A 20,273-nucleotide genomic window follows, 5' to 3' on the forward strand; every position below is an offset into this window, starting at 1 on the left:
AGGAGGATGGTGTGATGAAAAGACCAGTTGTATTAGCTGTTGATGATCTTTCGGTGGGCTTTCAAGTTCGCGGGCAGCAATTAAAAGCGATTCGCCATGTTTCCATGGCATTATATGATCAGGAAATCCTCGCATTGGTTGGTGAATCAGGGTCTGGTAAATCCGTGTTAACGAAGACCTTTACGGGAATGTTGGAAGATAATGGGCACATCACCGGTGGGCGTATTCAGTACGGTGATACCTGTTTGAGTGACTTGAAGACGGATCGAGAGTGGAATCAGATTCGCGGAAAAGGGATTACGACCATTTTTCAAGATCCGATGACCTCACTGGATCCTATCAAAACAATTGGTTCCCAAATTGCGGAAGTGATTATCAAACATCAAAAGAAGTCGGCTGCGGAAGCTAAAGCGCAGGCAATCGAGTTAATGACCCGGGCGGGAATTCCCGATGCTGCAGAACGGTATAACGAATATCCATTTGAGTACTCTGGTGGAATGCGGCAACGAATCGTTATTGCGGTCGCTTTAGCCTGCCACCCGCAAATCCTGATTTGTGACGAACCGACGACTGCGCTAGACGTAACGATTCAAGCTCAGATTTTGGATTTGATCAAACAATTACAATGTGAATACCATTTTTCAATCATTTTTATCACGCATGACCTCGGTGTCGTAGCTGCAATTGCTGATCGTATCGCGGTAATGTATGCCGGCCAAATCGTAGAGCTGGGAACCTGTGATGAGATTTTTTATGACCCGCGGCATCCCTACACTTGGAGCTTGTTATCGGCGTTACCGCAACTGGCGACCGCTGATTCCGGCTTGTATTCGATTCCCGGGACGCCCCCGTCACTATTTCACGATATCAAAGGGGAGGCCTTTGCGCCGCGCAATCGGTATGCGTTAGCGGCTGACTTTAAGCAGGAACCACCCAAATTCAGGGTGAGCCCGACCCATTGGGCGAAGACTTGGTTACTTGATCCCCGGGCACCTAAAGTTGAGAAACCGGCCCTGATTCAGAATCTACACGCGCGCCTAGTTGCCTTGACCAAGTCAGAAATGCAAATTGGTCAGATACGGGGAGGGACGACCCATGACTAATGAAAGAACGCCACTCTTAGCCGCCAAGCATCTGGAGATTGCCTTTGGCCAAGGAAAGCGGGAATTCGTGGCGGTCAAGGACGCTAATTTTGACATTTATCGGGGGGAGACCTTGGCACTGGTCGGTGAATCAGGATCAGGAAAAACGACGATTGGCCGCGCAATTCTAGGTGTTATTCCGACTAAGAAAGGGACAATTGCGTTCCATGAACAACTCATTAATCAGCACTTAGCAATCGATGCGCAAGATTCAAATGATCTTTCAAGACCCAGCCGCGTCACTCAATGAACGGGCGACGATTGAATATATTATTTCGGAAGGGTTGCTGAATTTTCACCTCTTTCATTCTGAACAGGATCGCCGTGATCAAGTTGAGCAGATGATTAAAGCGGTGGGGTTGCTACCAGAACATCTTTATCGGTACCCCCATGAATTCTCTGGTGGTCAACGGCAACGAATTGGGATTGCTCGCGCCCTTATTATGCGGCCCGAGTTAGTCGTGGCCGACGAACCGATCTCAGCGCTGGATGTCTCGATTCGAGCACAGATTCTGAATCTGCTCCGGCAGTTTCAACAGGAGAGCCAATTATCATACTTGTTCATTGCCCATGATTTATCCGTCGTACGCTTTATTGCAGACCGTGTGGCCGTCATTCACAACGGCCGTATTCTGGAACTTGCACCGACCGCGGAGTTGTTTACCCATCCACTACATCTGTATACGCAATCGTTATTAGCCGCCATTCCAATACCTGATCCACAGTTGGCACGGCAAAAGCAACTCGTGACTTATCACGAGTCAGTTCACGATTATACGACTGATCCAGCTCAATTCGTTGAACTAGTTCCGGGACATTTTATCTATGCCAATCAATCGGAGCTGGTCACCTACCGTCAACAACTGTCTATGACGTAAGGCCGAAGCTGGTCACAGGTACTTCGAACTAAAATCTAGCAAGTGAACGTAAAAGAAGGACACAAACCAGTTTGGCTTGTGTCCTTCTTTAATTAGTCCCCGTTGTAAATCGAATTTTTAACTACCACATAGTCGCACTTAGTAATGGCCTTTAAATCCCGGCCACCGGCATATGAGATGGATGATTGTAAGTCTTCTTGCATCTCGTTTAAGGTGTCGACTAAGCGGCCCCGGTAAGGAACCAGCATTTGTTTACCCTCAACGTTTTTATGTTCGCCTTTTTGAGTTTCACTGGCGGAACCGTAGTATTGCTTATAAGTCTTACCATCGATTTTTAAAATGTTGCCGGGTGATTCTTGGTGTCCGGCCAACATTGAGCCAATCATGACCATCGTAGCGCCGAACCGAATCGACTTGGCGATGTCACCATTGGTCCGGACACCACCGTCTGCGATGATTGGTTTGCGAGCGGCCTTGGCACACCACCGGACAGCAGCTAATTGCCAGCCGCCAGTACCAAAGCCCGTTTTGACTTTAGTAATGCAGGCCTTACCCGGGCCAACGCCAACCTTAGTTGCATCGGCACCAGCATTTTCAAGGTCGCGAACGGCGGCTGGTGTGGCCACATTTCCGGCAATTACAAAACTATCCGGAAGGACGTCTTTGATGTGTTTGATCATTGCAATGACACTGTCAGCATGACCATGTGCGATATCAATCGTGATATATTCTGGCACGATTTGATTAGCAGCCAGGTCGTCGATAAAGTCATACTCGCTGGACTTAACACCGACCGAAATAGATGCGTACAGTTGCGCGGCATGCATCGTTTCAATAAAAGCACGGCGGGTCTCGGGGGCGAAGCGATGCATAATGTAGAAGTAGTCGTTAGTGGCGAGCCACTTGGCAATCTCGTCGTTGATGACGGTTGCCATATTGGCAGGCACCACTGGAATCTTAAAACGACGGCCACCCAATTCTACGGTCGTATCGGCTTCCGAACGACTATTAATGACACACTTGTTCGGAATTAGTTGAATATCTTCGTAATCAAAAATCTCCATGCCCATGATGCAAAACTCCTTTAAGTTAATTCACGGTGTCGCGTTCAATTAGCCCCAAATGTTGTGATCGATAACGTTAGTTTGTTCGCGATCGGGACCAACAGAGAAGGTGGCAATTTTAACGCCGACGAGTTCTTCTAATTTACGCAAGTAGTTCTGTGCATTAGTTGGCAGTTCCTCAAAGGTTTTAACGCCAGTAATGTCTTCGTCCCAGCCAGGAACTTCTTCATAGATAGGTTTGCAAGCTTCTAATTCCTTCAGACTAGCAGGGTAGTGATAGATGGTTTCGCCGTTTAAGTCGTAAGCGGTACATACCTTGATGGTCTTTAAGCCCGTCAAGACGTCTAAGCAGTTTAAACTAAGATGAGTAAACCCAGAAACTCGTTTAGCATGCCGTAATACAACGCTATCGAACCAACCAATCCGCCGAGGACGTTTAGTAACGGTCCCATATTCATGGGCCGTTTCACGAATGAAATCACCGACTTCGTCAAAGAGTTCAGTTGGGAATGGGCCGTCACCGACGCGGGAAGTGTAGGCTTTTAAGACCCCAACACAGTTATCGATCTTAGATGGGCCAACACCGCTCCCAATAGTAACACCACCGGCAACTGGGTTAGATGAAGTAACGTAAGGGTAAGTCCCTTGATCAATATCCAGCATGACTCCCTGAGCACCTTCAAATAGGACGCGTTGACCGTTATCTAACGCATCATTAATGACAACGGAAGTATCGGTGACGAATGGTTTCAAAGTTTGACCATAAGCGTAATAGTCATCAAAAATATCTTCAAATTTCAGTGGTTCTAAGTCATAAAGCTTGGTAATAATTTGGTTCTTTTCAGCTAAGTTGCGCTTGAGTAACGCCGCAAAGGTGTCCTTATCAAGCAGGTCGGCTACGCGAATCCCAATTCGTTCAGCCTTATCCATGTAGGCTGGGCCGATTCCCTTATTAGTCGTCCCAATCTTGCCACCGGCTTTAGCTTTTTCTTGAGCGCCATCTAATGTGATGTGGTAAGGCAAGATGACGTGTGCACGGTTAGAGATTCTAAGGTTGTCAGGATTAACGCCCTTGTCCCGCAAGTATTGTAATTCTTCAACTAATGACTTGGGATTTAAGACCACGCCGTTCCCAATGACAGCTAACTTATCATGGAAGAAAATCCCTGATGGAATCAGCCGTAATTTGAAAGTTTGCCCATTAAATACGATGGTGTGGCCGGCGTTATCGCCGCCTTGGTAACGTGATACCACATCTGCTTCCTGACTCAAAAAGTCCGTGATCTTTCCTTTACCTTCATCGCCCCACTGGCTACCTACTACTACGACTGATGCCATATTCTTCCACCTCATTAAATAGTTTAATTATGAATAATTAATCCTAAAGAGTAGTTAAACGTTCACCACTCCAACAGGAAAGAGTATAGCAACTTTAACGTCAAAACGCAACCCAAAAACCGAATGTTCTTGTTTTGAGCACAAATAATCGTTCATAATTAAGGCGAATTAGTTCGAAAACAAGTCCTTAATATGGAAACGAAGTGAAAAATAACAGTATTTTTTCATTGTTCGTCTCTATTAATTACTCGAGGGGTATGCTATAATAATGTTCGTGTTTTGTTAGTGAATACCTAAAAAGAAATGAGGATTAGCAATGATTGATCGTTATACGCGTCCCGCGATGGGCAAAGTATGGTCGTTAGAAAATCAGTACCAAGCATGGTTGGAGGTAGAGATTGCTGCCGACGAGGCCTGGGCTGAATTAGGGAAGATTCCAGCAAGTGATGTTGCTAAAATTCGAGAGAATGCCAAGTTTGATGTTGACCGGATCGCGGAGATTGAAGCCGTAACGCATCATGATGTGGTTGCTTTTACGCGCGATGTTTCCGAGTCGTTGGGTGCAGAACGTAAGTGGGTTCACTATGGGCTGACCAGTACTGACGTTGTCGACACGGCGCAAGGTTACCGGTTGAAGCAGGCTAACGCGATTATTCGCCAAGACTTACAAGATTTACGGGCGACACTAGCACAACAAGCGAAAAAATATAAATATACGGTTGAAATGGGGCGGACACACGGCGTCCACGCTGAACCAACCACGTTTGGATTGAAGATTGCCCGGTGGTATTCTGAAATTAATCGGGATATCGAGCGTTTTGAACACGCGGCCGCGGGCGTTGAAGCGGGTAAAATCAGTGGAGCCGTTGGGACTTTTGCGAACATTCCACCATTTGTTGAAGAATTTGTCTGCAAACAACTTGGATTGCGCGCACAAGAAATTTCGACGCAAGTTTTACCACGGGACTTACATGCCGAATACATTGCTAGTTTGGCCTTGATTGCAACAAGCGTTGAAGTGTTTGCAACCGAAATTCGTGGTTTGCAAAAATCTGAAACTCATGAAGTTGAAGAATTCTTTAATAAAGGTCAGAAAGGCTCATCAGCAATGCCCCACAAGCGTAATCCCATCGGTTCTGAGAACGTGACGGGGTTGGCACGGGTTATTCGCGGCCACATGATGACCGCCTATGAAGATGTGCCGTTGTGGCATGAACGGGATATTTCCCACTCTTCTGCGGAGCGGATCATCTTACCAGATACCACGATTTTAGTGGATTATATCTTAACTCGAATCAATAAGATTATTAAGACGCTGACGGTGTTCCCAGAACGGATGAAGCAAAACATGGATGCGACTTACGGGTTGATCTACAGTCAACGTGTCTTGCTCAAGTTGATTGATACGGGGATGTCTCGTGAAAGTGCTTATGACCTCGTTCAACCACTGACGGCTAAGTCATGGGATGAACAGTTACAATTCAAGCCACTTATTGAAGGTAACGCCGAGATTCGTGAACATTTGGACCAGGCTGCGATTGATGATGCGTTTGACTATCATTACCATCTTCGCCACGTTGATGATATTTTCAAACGATTGGGATTAGACGATTAATTTAAAAACGATGAAGCCCCAGCGATGAGTAATCGCTGGGGCTTTTATTATGATTAAAACGTGCTAAAAAGATGGGCTGTTTATTCGTCAGCCGATGCGCGTCCTATTTCGACCTCCGGGGCTGGGGACGATTAATGGCTATTTTTGAGCTTGATAATGGCACGGTTTAATCATGCTTCATACTAAACGATAACTAGCGCAATGCGTGTAAGTACCTTGATTTCAGTTCAAGGGACCAAATGTTAGGTGCGTCGCAATCAGACCATACCCAAGTGCCATATGACGCTGTTCTTTGCGCGTGAGGCGCTGTAATTGGGTGTGAACGTATTGGTAGAGGTCACGATGCTGGCGTGGTAGAGTCGTTGGGACCATATAGTTACGATAATAGGCTTGATATAGCTGGATGGTTACTTGCTGTGGCGAAACGTTGTTATTCAGGTCGATTGCAGCTGCCAGTAGCGCTTGGCGGTAGGAATCGGATGGTTGATTGGTAATCGGCTGATTATAAGCAGCATCTACTAAGGTAAATAATTTTTGAGCATCCACATCCATTGTTAGGACCAACCTTTCAATCGTTGAGATAGGCGCAATTATAGCATGGTCAGTATGCTTGATGTGCAGGCCCGAGTTGGTTTCTAAAGTAATGGAACGAACATAACCAGAGCCGCCAATGAGTGGGGGTCATTGGCGGCTCTGGTTATTAATAAGGGATTAATCAAGCGGCGGTCGCAGCAGTGTTTTCTGTTTTAAGCCCGGTGCCAAGCTGCGTAGCCGATGGTTGGGAAAATACCAATCAAACGGTCGATTTGTTCGCGGTCTAATTGATATTCGATAGCTGGCAGTAGTGCGTTGACGGCATCTTCAGCTTGATCACTGATTTCAGTCACGCCAACGAGATGGCCGTCTTGGTCATGGACCTGTTTACTAGCGGCAATCGGTTCCTTGGAGACTTGATAATACCAGTAATCTGCTAAATCGTTATCACTAACGGTTAAGCCGGCCTTTTCAGCAGCCGGTATTTTCATGCCGGCTTGCGCAATTCGTGGTGAAGTAAAGACGACCGATGGAATTACCGGATAGTCAATGGGAGCACTGGTTTGACCAGAGAACAAACGCATCAAGTATTTGGACTCAAAGTAGGCTGCAGGTGTGACCTTTGGCAAGTCATTGGCAAGGACATCACCGGCTGCATAGATGTTAGGAACGTTGGTTTGCAAGTGGTCGTTGACATAAATGCCGTGGCGGTCATATTTGACGCCAATCCGGTCTAAGCCTAAGCCATCTAAGTTTGGAATTCGACCAGTCGCATCTAGGATCCAGTCGGTCGTTAATTGCTGGTGGTCGCCATAACTAACTTGGAACTGGTCATCCTGTTTGGTAAATGCTTGCACGTTGGCATTTTTGATGAAGGTTACCCCACGTTCAGTTAAGTCGTCAACCACTTGTGCAACGAATGGTTGGTAAAAATCACGGAGGGCCTGGTCGCCATGTAACATGACTGTCACTTGGGCACCGGCCGCGTTAGCGATGGTGGCAAATTCCATACCAATATAGCCTGCGCCAATGATGACGATACTTTGTGGTAACCGTTTAAGGTTCATAAAATCACTACTATCGTGGGCGAGCTTGGTCCCCGGAATATCTAAACGATGGGGCTTTAAACCAGTCGCAATAACGATTTTTTCAGCGGTAATGGTTTGCTGATCATCAACGACAACGGTGTGAGCGTCCTTGAACGTGGCATGACCATGAATGATCGTTGCGCCACCATCTTCCAAACGAGCTGTCAGGCCTGCTGGTAAGGGATCAATAATCTCTTGTTTATGGGCCACGTTGGCCGTCCAATTAATGGTTGGTGCACTGCTCAAAATATCATTGAGGCGTGCTGCTTCCCGCGTTAATTTGACAGGTTCATCAAGAGTGATTTTGGCGTTACAACCACGATTAGGGCAGGTGCCCCCAATCAGACCACTCTCAATCACACCGACGCGAACACCAGTCTTGGCGAGTGGTGCGGCGCCATCAAACGTGGCGTGACCCGCACCAATGTATAACACATCGTAATCGTATTTGTTTGTCATGATTTATCAGCCTCCATTAAAATTTTGGTAACTTAAGCTTAACGAGTTTTAAGAAACCTGACAACTGATATGAATTGCTCGCGCCCGCTGTAATGATTATACTGAAAGTAATTATGTCAATAGGGAGACGTTAATATGCACGCTTTGATCGCAATTGATTCATTTAAAAATTCCATCACGAGCATTCAGGCCAACCGAATAGTGGCTAAACGATTTTCGGCTCACGGAATCACCGCTACTCAAGTTGCGATTGCCGATGGTGGTGAAGGAACGGTGGCGGCGTGGCTGGCTAACCATGCTGGTGGACAAGCTATTACGGCATCAACGGTGGATCTGGCGCAACGGCCAGTGACTGCAACGTATGGCTACTTTGCCACTGAAAAAATGGCAGTGATTGAGGTTGCGGCTGCATCCGGAATCCAGTTTGTCACGACGACCTTGACGCCGTTAGCAACGAATACCTATGGGACCGGGCTACTGATTAAAGATGCGATTGAGCGTGGCGCCCGGCAGATTATTCTGGGCTTAGGCGGTAGCGGAACGGTCGACGGTGGTGCCGGAATCCTACGTGCGCTCGGTTATCGTTTTTGGGCTGCCGATGGTCAAGAGTTAGCCATGACTGGCGCTGATTTAAGTCGGGTCACTAAGATTGACGATCGACATGTGTTGCCACAATTAGCTGAAGTCTCGTTCATTAGTGCAGCGGATGTGACGAATCCGCTAACGGGACCGAACGGCGCAGCTAAGATTTTTGGCCCACAAAAAGGATTACCGGTTGCTCAAATTCAGGTTCACGATGCCGCTTTAGCTCACTATATGACGGTCGCAGCTGGTGCGGTGAGTGCCCACGAAGGCGATGGGGCTGCCGGTGGTATTGGGTTTGCATTACGTTACTTTTTACACGCCCGCGTTCGCTCTGGTTTTCAATTGTTAGCTGAAATGAGCAATCTTAAAACGAAAGTGGCCCAAGCGGATCTAGTTATCTCTGGTGAAGGCCAAGTCGACGATCAGAGTTTTATGGGCAAGGTACCAATTCAGCTCAGTCAGTTAGCCCAAGCGGCCGGCAAGCCTTGCTATTTATTAGTTGGTCGGCAAAAAGGTGCAAATGAAACATTTGCCAAACAGGGGGTCACGGCTGTTTTACCGATTGTCGATCAAGTCATGACCTTAGATCAAGCCATGGCGCAGGGACCAGCCAATCTGGAACGGATGGCGGACCGCTTAGCCCGAATCATTAGCCAGTCATAAAACAACTTAAGCGGTCAAAAAAACCGTATGTGCAGTGAATAGCGCATACGGTTTTTCGACTGAATTTTATTTATCAGGAACATAGTGATTCAAAAAGGCTGTAACATGTCGTTGATACTCGGCAGGATCGATCCAAAAACTCTCGGCGTGAGTGGCGTTGGGAACCTGCCACATCTGCTTGGGGCCCTTAGCGGCCTGATAATTTTCTTTGAGCATCCAACTTGGGACGTAGACATCCTTGTCACCGTGAATAAAGAAGATCGGTAGATGGTTATGTTTGAGCTGTTCGACAGAACTGACGTCGCTTAAATAATAGCCCATACGGTGGCGGTTAATAAAACTAACGATGGGCACAAACGGATACTTTGGTAAGTGAAACTGTCGCTTTAATAAGTAAGCGAGTTCTTCCTCGATACTCGAATAACCACAATCGGCAATGATGGCCTTAACTTGTGATGGAAGGTCTTCGCCGCTCATCATTTCAACGGTCGCACCACCCATGCTGACACCAAAAAGGATGATATCCGTGTGACGACCATTGATACGGACGACTTTATCGATCCAGCCTAAATAGTCGCGGCGATCCTGCCACCCAAAGCTAATGTACTTGCCGGCACTTTGCCCATGGCCGCGATCGTCGGGCAAGAGGACGTTGTAGCCCATTTGATGGAACATATAAGCGTAATTTGCCATCGTTTCACCATCACCTTTGTAGCCATGGGAAACAATAACGGTTCGGTTGCTGGTTGTTTTAGCAGGAACGTACTGTGCGACAAGGTGATTGGCCTCGTCATTAGCGTTCAGTTGCCACTGTTGAACGGGCTGTCGGTGTAGCCAATCGACATAAGCGTAGTAGGCATCGGCGTATTTTTGTTTATCTGCCGAAGTTTCGGGCACGTAATCAACACGCTTGAAAGCAAAATCGTAGAGCTTCTCACTCGCGAATAGGGCGGCCGAAAAAATTGCCACAGGAGCACTAATTCCGGCTACGGCGCGTGTTTTTTTCATTAAATATCACTCCTCTAATCTCTCAATAATATGATACGCCGATTAGAAGTGAGATGTAACTATATTATTCTAGTAATATAAAAGGCCATCGCGGCGGGCGATGACCTATAAATTGCATTGGTCGCTAGGTGGCATCCCCAGCGAGCCTGTTTTTCATTAACTTTGGAGGAGTAAATGAAAAAGGTTCAAGTGGCTGAAGGAGATGTCCAGTCACTATATGTTTAGTATAGTAGTTTGATTGTTAAAAGGTAACTAAATCGCTTACTTGACTGGTGAAAAAACTAAAAATTATTTGTGGGTGGTCAATATTCCGGTATGGACAGATTTCGTCGTGCCAAGTATGATACCGATTCAAGTGGCATTAAGCCTCCTTAAGGGCTAGTTCATGCATTTTGGCGCTAACTTGATTAAGGACCTGTGTTTTACGTTCAGCTGTCAAAAAGACGCGCTGACTTAAAATTGGGTAGTGTTGTTCACGTGCGATTAGCAATAATTCACGATAAAGCAAAGTGGCGGCTAATAGCGATGGCCGGGCGACGGGATCAATTTGTGGCATCATGGTTAATGCAGCCTCGTACTTGTTCATGGCAATCTGTGCTTCATGTTCCCAAAGCCGAATAAAATTGGCAGATGGGATGGGGCCATGCAAGTCAGTTGGATTGAGCTGATAGTGTGCCAATAGTTTTGATGGCAGGTAGATTCGGCCACGTTGGTAGTCTTCACCAACATCTCTTAAAATATTGGTGAGTTGCATGGCGATGCCTAATTCTACGGCTGGTTTGACAAGTGATTGCGGGTTAGTTGCTAGCATTGGCAAAATCATCAGACCAACCGATCCGGCGACGTAATAGCAATAGTCTTCAAGTGCTTGCTGAGTTTGAGGTTGTTTAAAAGTCGCGTCTTGTTCTTGACCAGTGAGCATATCGAAAAAGACGTCAAGATTCATATCATAAGTCTCAAAAACGACGGCCAGTGCGCGCCACATTGGGTGGTCTGGGACATGACCATTGGCAAAGGTGGTCAATGATTGGCGCAATGCCATTAGACCATCAATATCATGGTCAACATCAACGAGGTCGTCGGCTGTTCGACAAAAAGCATAAACGGCGTAAATACTCCAAGCGCGTTCTAGTGGTAATTGCGAGAAGGCGGTGTAGAATGCGCTAGAAGACCTTTTAGTAATTGTTTGACAGTATGCAAAGTCAGTGCGATGTTGTTCGAATTTAGGCATTAGTTTGGTCATCTTTAATCAACTCCTCAACGGCTAATTTAGCACTTTGCATAACAATGGGAACACCGGCCCCAGGGTGGGTGCTACTACCACAAAAATAAAGATGGTCGGCATAGTCGAACTTGTTATGGGGACGATAATAATTACTTTGTTTTAACGTCGGTCGTAAGCCGAAAGTGGCTCCGTTATAGGCGCCAAACTGTTCTTTGAAGTCAACCGGTGTAAACTGCTTTTCGACAACGATATGCTGTTCAATATCGCTGAAGGTAGCCGTTTGTCTTAGTTTGTTAATGATTAGTTGACGATAGTTCTTCAGTGTTGTTGGTGACCAGTCATTAAACTTTGAGAGCTCAGGAACTGGTACTAAAACATAGAGTGCCTCACTGTTTTCGGGAGCTAAACTTGGATCCATCTTTGATGGAACATAGACATAATACGAGGGATCTTCTGGTAACTTGCCGTTGTCAAATAGATCGGCGACGTTTTTGCTGAAATCTTGTGCAAAGTGGATCGTGTGTAATGCTTCGGTTGGGTATTTTTTGTCTAGTCCTAAATACAAGACGAGACATGAGCATGAATAATCCATTTTGGCAATTTTTTGATCTGTGTACTGACCACGATCTTGCTCATTTGGAATCAGTGTTGTCATGGCGGTTGGAAAATCAGCATTACATAGGACATAGTCACTGTGGATCGGATGATTATTGACACGAATGCCAACAGCAACTTTATCTTTGATGATAATTTCTTGAACTGGTGTGGCAAGCTTTAACGTACCACCTTGTTCTTTGAATAACTTAACGAGACTATTGACAACTGTGTACATACCACCCTTTAAAAAATAGACCCCATAGAAGAGCTCAATCATTGGAATAATGTTGTATAGCGACGGGCCCTGGTAGGGAGAAATCCCAATATACAGTGTCTGAAAGGCTAATGAATTACGTAGATTCTCATTCTTGATAAATTTTGCAATGTTTTTGTAGGCATTGTTAAAGGTGCGTAGCTGTAGTCCTGCATACAGAGCGGGTAGGTTATAAAAGTCACGCCAGTTACGGAATGATCGTTCTAAAAAATTAGGCTTCGCGATGGTATACCGGTGATAAATATCCGCTAAAAAATTTAACATACCATTGACGTCATCAGGCGCAATGCGGTTAATCTCGGCAATTAATGTTGGGAGATCGCGTGACAAATCTAGACTAGATTGATCACCAAAGACAAGGTGCATCAAAGGTTGAACTTCTTCGAATGGTAAATAGTTGTGCGGATCGACCCCGCAAAAGCGAAAGACTTCTTCGTAGATGTCTTTCATCATGACGATCGTCGGCCCCACGTCAAATGTAAATCCTTGGCTAACAATCTGGTTCATTTTGCCACCCGGTTGCGCGTTTTGCTCATAAATCGTAACATTATAACCTAATTTTTGAAGCCGTACTGCAGCGGTTAAGCCACCAATACCAGCGCCAATAATCGATACTTGCTTCATCAGTAAATCTCCCCCTTAACAGATGAATAACTAAAAAGCATGGTTAATCATTAGTTATATTTTGGTTTAATAATGTAAAAAGTACAACAAATATGATTACTATGACGTATTAAAGTAGTCGGTAGGTGCGAATAGAGCGGACGAGAAAACAAAAAAACCACCGTATCGGGGAATACGGTGGAAAAAGGAGTAGGGTAAACATGTGACGGGGAATCACATGTTACTATGAATTTCATTACTTTGGAGGAGTAAATGAAAAATTTTAGGTTGTGTTATAGCTGATTGAGTTAACCTCAATTGCTATGATGTAATCATACCGAGGTTGTGTGAAGAATTTGTGACTGAACATGGCGAATGTCATGAAAAAAAGGGAAAGGCTTTATTAAGAAGTGTGAAGAATCATCAACGTTCTTACGGAATGCCTTGGCGAGGTGCGATGATCGACTGTTTGGGGCCAAAGAAAATAGTCACTTCAAAAGTTGTCCTTTGAAGTGACTATTTTGATTCGCAATCAATGCTAGTAATAACAAGTTTGCGGCGACGCTAAGTTGATAGTGACCAAGCAGATTTTGGTGACTGGCTGTGGGCACTGCCATTTGGCGCGATTAGTTATCGTCACGATTACCACCGAATAGAATAATTAGTCGTAGTAATTGTAAGAATGTTGACAGGGCTGCAGCAACATAGGTTAAAGCCGCCGCGACAAGCACTTTACGCACCATGGGAACTTCGTCGCGAGTCAAAACTTGCCCATCAGATAAAATCTGGAGGGCGCGTCTTGAGGCGTTGAATTCAACTGGAAGCGTGACAAGTTGGAACAATAACGCCAGTGAGAAGAGTAAAATCCCAATGTGAATCAGTGTTTGGTTGTAACTCAATAAAACGCCGATAATGATTAGTGGTAATGATAAGCTTGAACCGATGTTCGTGATGGGCACGAGGGCGGTCCGCAAGCGCATTGGCCAATAGTTAACGTGATCTTGAACTGCGTGTCCGCATTCGTGGGCCGCAACTCCGATGGCGGCCACAGAGGTTGAATCTGCTGTGGCTTCTGATAGGCTGAGAATCTTAGTTTGACCGTTGTAATTGTCGGTCAGATCCCCGCTTATCTTTTGGACACCAACATCATTGATACCAGATTGGCTTAAAATAAAGCGAGCTGCATCGGTGCCGGTTGTGCCAGATTGACTACGATAGGCATCATAATGCCGGAATGTCCGATTAACGTAACCCGATGCGGCCATTGAGATAATCAGTCCAATGATGACTAATAGGTAAGTCGGATCAAAAAACGAATAGAACAAGGTCGACCCCTCCTAAGTGGTTTAATGTTAATCCGATTCTATCAGATTTAGCGTGACATTCCTACTGAAGAAAGCCATTGGAAAGTGTCTTTACTATCGAGAAACGACGTCAGATTATATAATTAGCCCAGTTAATCGTAATTGGCAAAGAGCGAAGGAGTTTTCTGATGGAAAAGACGTATCGAACCAAAACGTATGGGGAAATGCCGTTAAAGTTAGATACTGGGAAAGGCTGGATTTTTCCTAAAGGTGTTGAAGTGAAGACGCATGTTGATTTAGAAACGGGACAGGTCAGTTTTTTTATTGCACCAGAAGATCTCGATAAGATGAAATAAGTACTAGGACCACGATACGCGGTAAGGTTGAGAAGTTTGTTTCTCGCCTTGGCGCGTTTTTTATGGTGGAAATTGGATTGGCAATGATTATGGTTAATACGGTGTTCACGCGTGAGCCACAACTGCTTGAAGGCAATAAAAAACCTCCGTATCGGGGAAATACGGAGGAAAAGGGAAGTAAATCGGTAAAATGTAATTAAGTACACACACATCATTACTTGGGGAAGTAATCATTAAAGTTAGGGGGTCGTTAAGGATTGGGATTTCCTTAATGACTATAAACATAGTATAGCGGCGACGCGTGAAGAAAGTGTGACGCGAAAAGTTTAAAAGCATGATTTTCAGACGAAAAAGTTAGGTCATGGAACGAAAAAATATGACGATTTTTACAAAGTTTATAACGAAATGATGACCGTCATAAATCAATATGAGTGGCTAAATGCTGGTGTGACGCAGTTTTTATTGGTCCTAGACTCTGAGGTGCTATAATGAAGCACAAATTAATCGAAAGGTGTTTTCCAAATATGACAATTAAAATCGTCACCGATTCGTCGGTCCAATTAACGACGGCCGAGATTGCACAGTATAATATTAAAGTGGTTCCGTTACTCGTGGGGTTCGGTGGCGACTTGATTGCAGATACGGCAGTTAGTACCGCGGAATTTGACCAACAGATGGCAGTCAGCCCAGTCTTGCCAACGACTAGCCAGCCGCCAATTGGTGATTTCGTCAGTTGCTACGATGAATTGACAGCGGATGGTAGCCAAGTATTATCACTACATTTGACGGAGACATTGAGTGGGACGGTCAATGCTGCTCGCCAAGCTGCCAAACTTGCTAGTGGCGATGTGACAGTTATTGATACCCAGGCGGCTGACCGTGGGATGGCCTTTCAAGTGCTTACAGCAGCACGGATGGCTCACGCCGGTACGGATATGGCCACAATTTTGGCGAAGATAACCGTCATTCGGCAGCATACTAAGACCTACTTGTTCGTGGATACGCTCGACAATTTGGTCAAAGGTGGGCGCGTCCCTAAGTTGGCTGGCATGGTCACGAATTTGATTAAATTAAAATTTGTCTTTGAATTAGAAGCCGGAAAATTAAAACTTTATACGCGGGGTCGCGGGAAAAAGGCGCTAATCAAAGCGCAGGAACAAATTCTAGACCAATTAGCGGATGCGACTCGAGTCGAAGCGGCTGGAATTTCTTACGTCGGCGAACCGAGCGTTGCGGAAGCGCCAGAAAAGCTTCTCCAACAAGTTGTTCCACAGGTAACACCACTGGTTGCGCGCACTAGTCCAATTATTGCGACGCACACCGGTGTTGGCGCTTACGCGTTGATGTTTTATACAGTTGATTAAATTTGACGAACTAACCTACTATTAAAAATTACTTTGATGTGTTATAATTAATTAATGATAAATGAGAACCGTGTTGGTGCACTGTTCTGAGCCTAACCACCATTTAATGATGACTAGACCCGGATGGGGCACCTTTTTTGTCACTCTTTTCACTAAAAGAAAGTAGGAACTTATGTGAGCTATCTTCTCAATAATCCGTTTTTCGGGATCGGACTGTCGATCTTGGTGTATGGGATTGGCGAGTATTTATATCACAAAACAAATCGCTTTGTGTTATTCCAACCGTTATTTTTTGGAATGCTGCTCGGGATTGGTTTATTGGTATTGATTGCGTCGATTCTAAAGGCACCCGTGCAAAAAGTTTATGAAGCGTACCAGGTTGGTGGCGACTGGTTATTCTGGTTTGTGGCGCCCGCCACCGTCTCGTTTGCGGTGCCACTATATAAGCGTAATGATATCTTTAAGAAACATTGGGATGTCATTGTGATTGCGTTAGCGATTGGGTTAGGGCTGTCATTATTTGGTATCTATGGGATTTCACGGTTGCTCGGTCTGACGGATGCAGCGTTAGGTGCCATGTTAGTACAAGCAGCAACGACAGCAATTGCTTTACCGGTGGCTGAGTCGGTGGGTGGCGATCAAGCCATTGCGGCGTTCGCAGTCATTCTGAATTCAGTTTTGATTTACGCGTTAGGCGACCATTTTATTCGCTGGTTCAAATTGCACAAGAATCCGCTCGGTGCCGGGTTAGGATTCGGAATTGCCGGTAATGCGGTTGGTGCCACTAAAGCGATTGAAGTGAGCGAGGCTGCGGGCGCAACTGGTGCAATCGCCTTTGTGATTGCCGGTATTCTTGTTAATTTTATGGTTCCAGGGTTTGCGCAGTTGATTGGTTTAGGTTAGATGGTCCGGGAGGGATTCGATGAAAAAAGGCGCGTTTATTACACAAATTGTGATTTATGGTTTGATTTTATTAGCTAGTAGTTTAATCGCTAATTTAGTCAATAAGATTTGGCCCGCATTCCCAATGCCGACACCGTTGATTGGGATGATTCTACTATACTTGCTGTTAACGTTTAAAGTGGTCAAACTTGAGCAGGTGGCGGGTGTTAGCAACTTTTTCGTCCAATTTATCAGCTTGATTTTCATTCCATCAGGGATCGCGTTAGTAACTAAGTTAGACGTGTTAAAGGCAGAAGGCGTTCAGATTGTGATCGTCATTATTGTTTCGACACTAATGTTGTTGCTTTTTACAGCGGGAATCGCGTGGGTTTTAATTCAAGTCAAGGAATGGCTCATTGCTCGTCGAACGAACAGCAATGTTGAGTTGGAAGAAGATTAAATCTTGGTGGCACATAATTTACTCGTGAGTAGATTGGGTACCAGTTGGATCTAATCGAAACAGGCAGTTGTTGAACCGCTTGTTTTGGCTATTACAAGATAATAGCAGGCCGTTGTGGGGATTACATACCCATGACGGCTTTTTTAGACGGCAATAAAAAAGCCACCACATCAGCGGATGTAGTGGTCAAGGAGTAGGAAACATCAAAGTGGGGGCTTTGATGAACCCCATTCATCAGACTTGGGGGAGTCTATGAATGAAAGTGATTATTAGCTGCATTATGGCAGCAACGCACTAATAATCGAAAAAACTAAAGAATATTAAGGATTGACAGTCAGTTGGTCACTTTCTATCAATCTGCGACTATTATAATTGCAAAAGTTATTGGCTGCAACTAATTGAGCTGATTAATTAGTTTAAAGTAACGCGGGGCTGGAAATCAGCCGCAAATAAGCCCATGTGATAGAGGTCGATTCGTTGCCCATCACGCTTGATAGCACGCTTATTGGTGCCCTCAAATTCAAAACCACTATTCTGGTAAACAGCGATAGCGGCGGGGTTTGTTGCGATGACGTCCAAACAGACTTTGTAAAGATTCAATTCGTTAAAAGCGTAGTTCAAAATCAAGCTGAGTGTCTCGGTACCATAACCATGGCCGCGTTCGTCGGGATCACCGATTGCGATGGCTAATTGGGCAACCTGGTTATGCCATTCGATATTGAATAGGGTGACAAAGCCTAATAAGTGGTCGTCTTCTAAACTATGAACGTGAAAGTAGTATTCGGTATTCCGATCAAGGTTACGGTAAGTTCGTTCGAGTTCTTCACCGGTCAGTGGTCGGGCGGCAGCCGTATCCATTTTACGAACAAAATCGGCGTCAGTGTACCAGTCACTGATCTCATCAAAATCTTCTGGCTGGGGAACAGCAAGGGCCACATGGGGCCCGACAAACATATTTTTCAAAATAATCCCTCACTCGTATGATGTTATTAAAGCTTATCTTCATGGTGGCGGCAAAAGGTGGGCTTGTCAACCAAAAATTATGAGATTACGCGTCAGACTAGCTAGCTCAGTATGAAACACGGGTGGCATGTGCCAAGTGCTGAGGTCAAGAACAACTAGCTCTGGGGGACGGCGAAATAAGATGCGGATATACTGAAGACTTACAGTAAAGCCGTTGGGCACGTGCTGCCGATAATGTGGTTTCAGTATAATGAGGGCAATACGGGTGATGGCTGAACTATTGGTGAAAGGTGTTGCTGTGGGGGCACTTTTCAATGGTGCGTAAAGAGAGGTTAGCACAAACTTTACAGTTACTTTATATGAAGATTGGTAAAACTTTACGTTAGCTCGCTATATTAGAGATAACCATCTGGTGATTAAAGTATGAGAGGGAGGATCGAATTGCGTCCTTTACAAGTTATTCAGATTTCTGATCTACATTTAACCCCCCGCGGCCAAGTACCGGCACATGGTCAGCAGTACGATCCCTGGGGCAAGCTTGCCAATATTATTGATGATATTCGGCGATTACCAACCATGCCAGATTTGATTGTTTTTACCGGGACTTGATTCATGACGGTAGCGCTGACGATTATCAGCGGCTGCACGCAATCATCCATACGATGGAAGCTGAATTTGATTGTCATGTTCGAGTTATCCTTGGAAACCATGATCGGCGAGCGGCGTTTTACGAAGGGTATTTGCCGGCTGACCCGGGACCATACTACGCGAGTCGCATGCGGATTGGCAACAACGACTTTTATTTTTTGGATTCAAAGGTTAGCGGTTATGAGGCAGGCTGGTTGGCACCACAACAGCTACAATGGTTGGGAAAACATCTACGACAGGCACCGACAAAGCGGGCTTTTCTATTTTTGCATCACCCCCTAGATGGGCCGACGATGACAAATATGCACTATGCGATTTTACAAAATACGCCGGCGCTGTTATCGGTGCTTCGGGGACATAATTTAGGCGGCGTATTCTCTGGTCACGTTCACTTTGTTTCAAGTTATTTGATTGGAGATAATATTCTGAATGTGGTGGCCGGTTCTGCGGCCTATGCGATCGATTGCCATGATCCACATCATCATTATGTTCATGAGGGCAGTAGTTACCAAATCATTACAATCGATCGAGGACAGGTCGGTGTGACAACGCGCCAGTTACTGCATGGGAAAGCGGTTATTGATGAATTGACGATCCCAGACACTAAGTTTGTCGGGCGAGCCCCACAAGGGTATGAATAAAGATAGCGCTTTCTTAATTAACAAGGTATAATGTTGGTAATAATTAAGGGAGGCGTCAATATGGGACTATTTCGTCATCACAATCAAATGCCACCACGGATCAAACGTAAATTAAAGCAACGGTTGTTACCCGTTGCCGCCATGGAGATTACCGCAACCACAATTGTGGTTGCGGATGTCTTGACGGCGAAGTCATTTCGCCGAGGACATCGACTTGGCTGGTTGTTATTAGCCTTTGTACAACCATTTGGACCGTGGCTCTATTTTGCGTTTGGACAGGAACGTTAGGGTAATTAGTAAATTAAAGTGGGGTTAAGTTCGGGTGAAAGCTCGGACTTTTTTACGTTGATGGGCGTTTTTTGAACGTTTATGAATGTTTTTTTGAATGCAATCATAAGCGTGTATAATAAAAGTGTATATAAAGATACCTATAATTTGAAATTATTATGGTAATCCGAATCATATAGAGGGGGACTTTATTAATGCAGCGAGAATCAGGGGAGTGTCAAGAATCTTGTGTAAATGAAATGCCTTCGTACATATAATATGTATCTAACTTAAATAAATGATGCTTCCAAGGTG

Annotated in this window: 19 protein-coding genes and 1 pseudogene; 11 read left to right on the forward strand and 9 right to left on the reverse strand. The window is 45.2% G+C overall.

What is annotated here, in order from left to right:
- The first annotated feature begins 14 nt into the window (after positions 1-14).
- Together ACOV1R_RS11400 and ACOV1R_RS11405 are read left to right on the forward strand one after the other, a co-directional pair.
- Positions 15-1,103, forward strand: a complete 1,089-nt coding sequence (locus tag ACOV1R_RS11400; RefSeq protein ID WP_021357674.1) for an ABC transporter ATP-binding protein — start codon at positions 15-17, stop codon at positions 1,101-1,103.
- Positions 1,096-2,020: pseudogene (locus ACOV1R_RS11405) on the forward strand (ATP-binding cassette domain-containing protein). The gene ACOV1R_RS11400 and the pseudogene ACOV1R_RS11405 overlap by 8 nt, the downstream one beginning before the upstream one ends.
- A 92-nt stretch (positions 2,021-2,112) precedes the next feature.
- On the opposite strand, the gene ACOV1R_RS11410 reads toward ACOV1R_RS11405, so the two are convergent.
- Both ACOV1R_RS11410 and ACOV1R_RS11415 read right to left on the reverse strand, forming a co-directional pair.
- Positions 2,113-3,084, reverse strand: a complete 972-nt coding sequence (locus ACOV1R_RS11410; protein ID WP_003645478.1) for a GMP reductase — start codon at positions 3,082-3,084, stop codon at positions 2,113-2,115.
- A 48-nt stretch (positions 3,085-3,132) separates the two neighbouring features.
- Positions 3,133-4,422, reverse strand: a complete 1,290-nt coding sequence (locus ACOV1R_RS11415) for an adenylosuccinate synthase (RefSeq protein WP_015381012.1) — start codon at positions 4,420-4,422, stop codon at positions 3,133-3,135.
- A gap of 316 nt (positions 4,423-4,738) precedes the next feature.
- Here ACOV1R_RS11415 and purB point away from each other — a divergent pair, with 316 nt between their 5' ends.
- Positions 4,739-6,037: an adenylosuccinate lyase gene (gene purB / locus ACOV1R_RS11420; protein WP_003645480.1), complete on the forward strand. Its 1,299-nt coding sequence runs from the start codon at positions 4,739-4,741 to the stop codon at positions 6,035-6,037.
- 222 nt (positions 6,038-6,259) lie between these two features.
- Here the strand turns inward: purB and ACOV1R_RS11425 are convergent, their stop codons facing one another.
- The gene (locus ACOV1R_RS11425; protein WP_021357419.1) at positions 6,260-6,589 is read right to left on the reverse strand and encodes a bacteriocin immunity protein; all 330 of its coding nucleotides are present in this window, start codon (positions 6,587-6,589) and stop codon (positions 6,260-6,262) included.
- Positions 6,590-6,783: 194 nt separating this feature from the next.
- On the reverse strand, positions 6,784-8,118 hold the full coding sequence (locus tag ACOV1R_RS11430) for a dihydrolipoyl dehydrogenase family protein (protein WP_015381010.1): 1,335 nt from the start codon (positions 8,116-8,118) through the stop codon (positions 6,784-6,786).
- A gap of 135 nt (positions 8,119-8,253) precedes the next feature.
- Between ACOV1R_RS11430 and ACOV1R_RS11435 the strand changes: the two genes are divergently transcribed.
- The gene (locus tag ACOV1R_RS11435) at positions 8,254-9,366 is read left to right on the forward strand and encodes a glycerate kinase (protein WP_054519129.1); all 1,113 of its coding nucleotides are present in this window, start codon (positions 8,254-8,256) and stop codon (positions 9,364-9,366) included.
- Positions 9,367-9,432: 66 nt separating this feature from the next.
- On the opposite strand, the gene ACOV1R_RS11440 is transcribed toward ACOV1R_RS11435, so the two are convergent.
- The 4 genes from ACOV1R_RS11440 to ACOV1R_RS11455 form a co-directional block, all read right to left on the reverse strand.
- Positions 9,433-10,374, reverse strand: a complete 942-nt coding sequence (locus tag ACOV1R_RS11440) for an alpha/beta hydrolase (protein WP_003642486.1) — start codon at positions 10,372-10,374, stop codon at positions 9,433-9,435.
- A 361-nt stretch (positions 10,375-10,735) separates the two neighbouring features.
- Positions 10,736-11,617: a phytoene/squalene synthase family protein gene (locus ACOV1R_RS11445; protein WP_027822316.1), complete on the reverse strand. Its 882-nt coding sequence runs from the start codon at positions 11,615-11,617 to the stop codon at positions 10,736-10,738.
- Complete coding sequence (locus ACOV1R_RS11450) at positions 11,598-13,094, reverse strand: phytoene desaturase family protein (RefSeq protein WP_011102097.1); 1,497 nt, start codon at positions 13,092-13,094, stop codon at positions 11,598-11,600. Before ACOV1R_RS11450 ends, ACOV1R_RS11445 begins: the two co-directional genes overlap by 20 nt.
- A gap of 605 nt (positions 13,095-13,699) precedes the next feature.
- On the reverse strand, positions 13,700-14,398 hold the full coding sequence (locus ACOV1R_RS11455; RefSeq protein ID WP_003642482.1) for a zinc metallopeptidase: 699 nt from the start codon (positions 14,396-14,398) through the stop codon (positions 13,700-13,702).
- A 167-nt stretch (positions 14,399-14,565) separates the two neighbouring features.
- On the opposite strand from ACOV1R_RS11455, the gene ACOV1R_RS11460 reads away from it, so the two are divergent.
- The 4 genes from ACOV1R_RS11460 to ACOV1R_RS11475 all read left to right on the forward strand — a co-directional run bounded on the left by ACOV1R_RS11460 (position 14,566) and on the right by ACOV1R_RS11475 (position 17,439).
- Complete coding sequence (locus ACOV1R_RS11460; RefSeq protein WP_021357416.1) at positions 14,566-14,733, forward strand: hypothetical protein; 168 nt, start codon at positions 14,566-14,568, stop codon at positions 14,731-14,733.
- 524 nt (positions 14,734-15,257) lie between these two features.
- Complete coding sequence (locus ACOV1R_RS11465) at positions 15,258-16,097, forward strand: DegV family protein (RefSeq protein ID WP_217203239.1); 840 nt, start codon at positions 15,258-15,260, stop codon at positions 16,095-16,097.
- Positions 16,098-16,271: 174 nt separating this feature from the next.
- A complete protein-coding gene (locus ACOV1R_RS11470; protein WP_003642478.1) occupies positions 16,272-17,000 on the forward strand; it encodes an LrgB family protein in 729 nt (242 codons plus the stop codon).
- 19 nt (positions 17,001-17,019) lie between these two features.
- A complete protein-coding gene (locus ACOV1R_RS11475; protein ID WP_015381005.1) occupies positions 17,020-17,439 on the forward strand; it encodes a CidA/LrgA family protein in 420 nt (139 codons plus the stop codon).
- 411 nt (positions 17,440-17,850) lie between these two features.
- Here ACOV1R_RS11475 and ACOV1R_RS11480 read toward each other — a convergent pair whose 3' ends face one another.
- Positions 17,851-18,393 (reverse strand): GNAT family N-acetyltransferase, encoded by a 543-nt coding sequence (locus tag ACOV1R_RS11480; RefSeq protein WP_003642476.1) that lies wholly within the window; start codon positions 18,391-18,393, stop codon positions 17,851-17,853.
- 450 nt (positions 18,394-18,843) lie between these two features.
- On the opposite strand from ACOV1R_RS11480, the gene ACOV1R_RS11485 reads away from it, so the two are divergent.
- From ACOV1R_RS11485 to ACOV1R_RS11495, 3 genes are read left to right on the forward strand one after another with little or no spacing between them, the layout of a single operon-like run.
- The gene (locus tag ACOV1R_RS11485; protein WP_225914107.1) at positions 18,844-19,011 is read left to right on the forward strand and encodes a hypothetical protein; all 168 of its coding nucleotides are present in this window, start codon (positions 18,844-18,846) and stop codon (positions 19,009-19,011) included.
- Between the two features lie 53 nt (positions 19,012-19,064).
- Positions 19,065-19,691 (forward strand): metallophosphoesterase family protein, encoded by a 627-nt coding sequence (locus tag ACOV1R_RS11490; protein ID WP_268164845.1) that lies wholly within the window; start codon positions 19,065-19,067, stop codon positions 19,689-19,691.
- Positions 19,692-19,751: 60 nt separating this feature from the next.
- The gene (locus ACOV1R_RS11495) at positions 19,752-19,979 is read left to right on the forward strand and encodes a PLDc N-terminal domain-containing protein (RefSeq protein WP_003643468.1); all 228 of its coding nucleotides are present in this window, start codon (positions 19,752-19,754) and stop codon (positions 19,977-19,979) included.
- Positions 19,980-20,273: the final 294 nt, after the last annotated feature.

Source organism: Lactiplantibacillus sp. YT640, assembly GCF_049745435.1.
Taxonomy (GTDB): domain Bacteria; phylum Bacillota; class Bacilli; order Lactobacillales; family Lactobacillaceae; genus Lactiplantibacillus; species Lactiplantibacillus plantarum.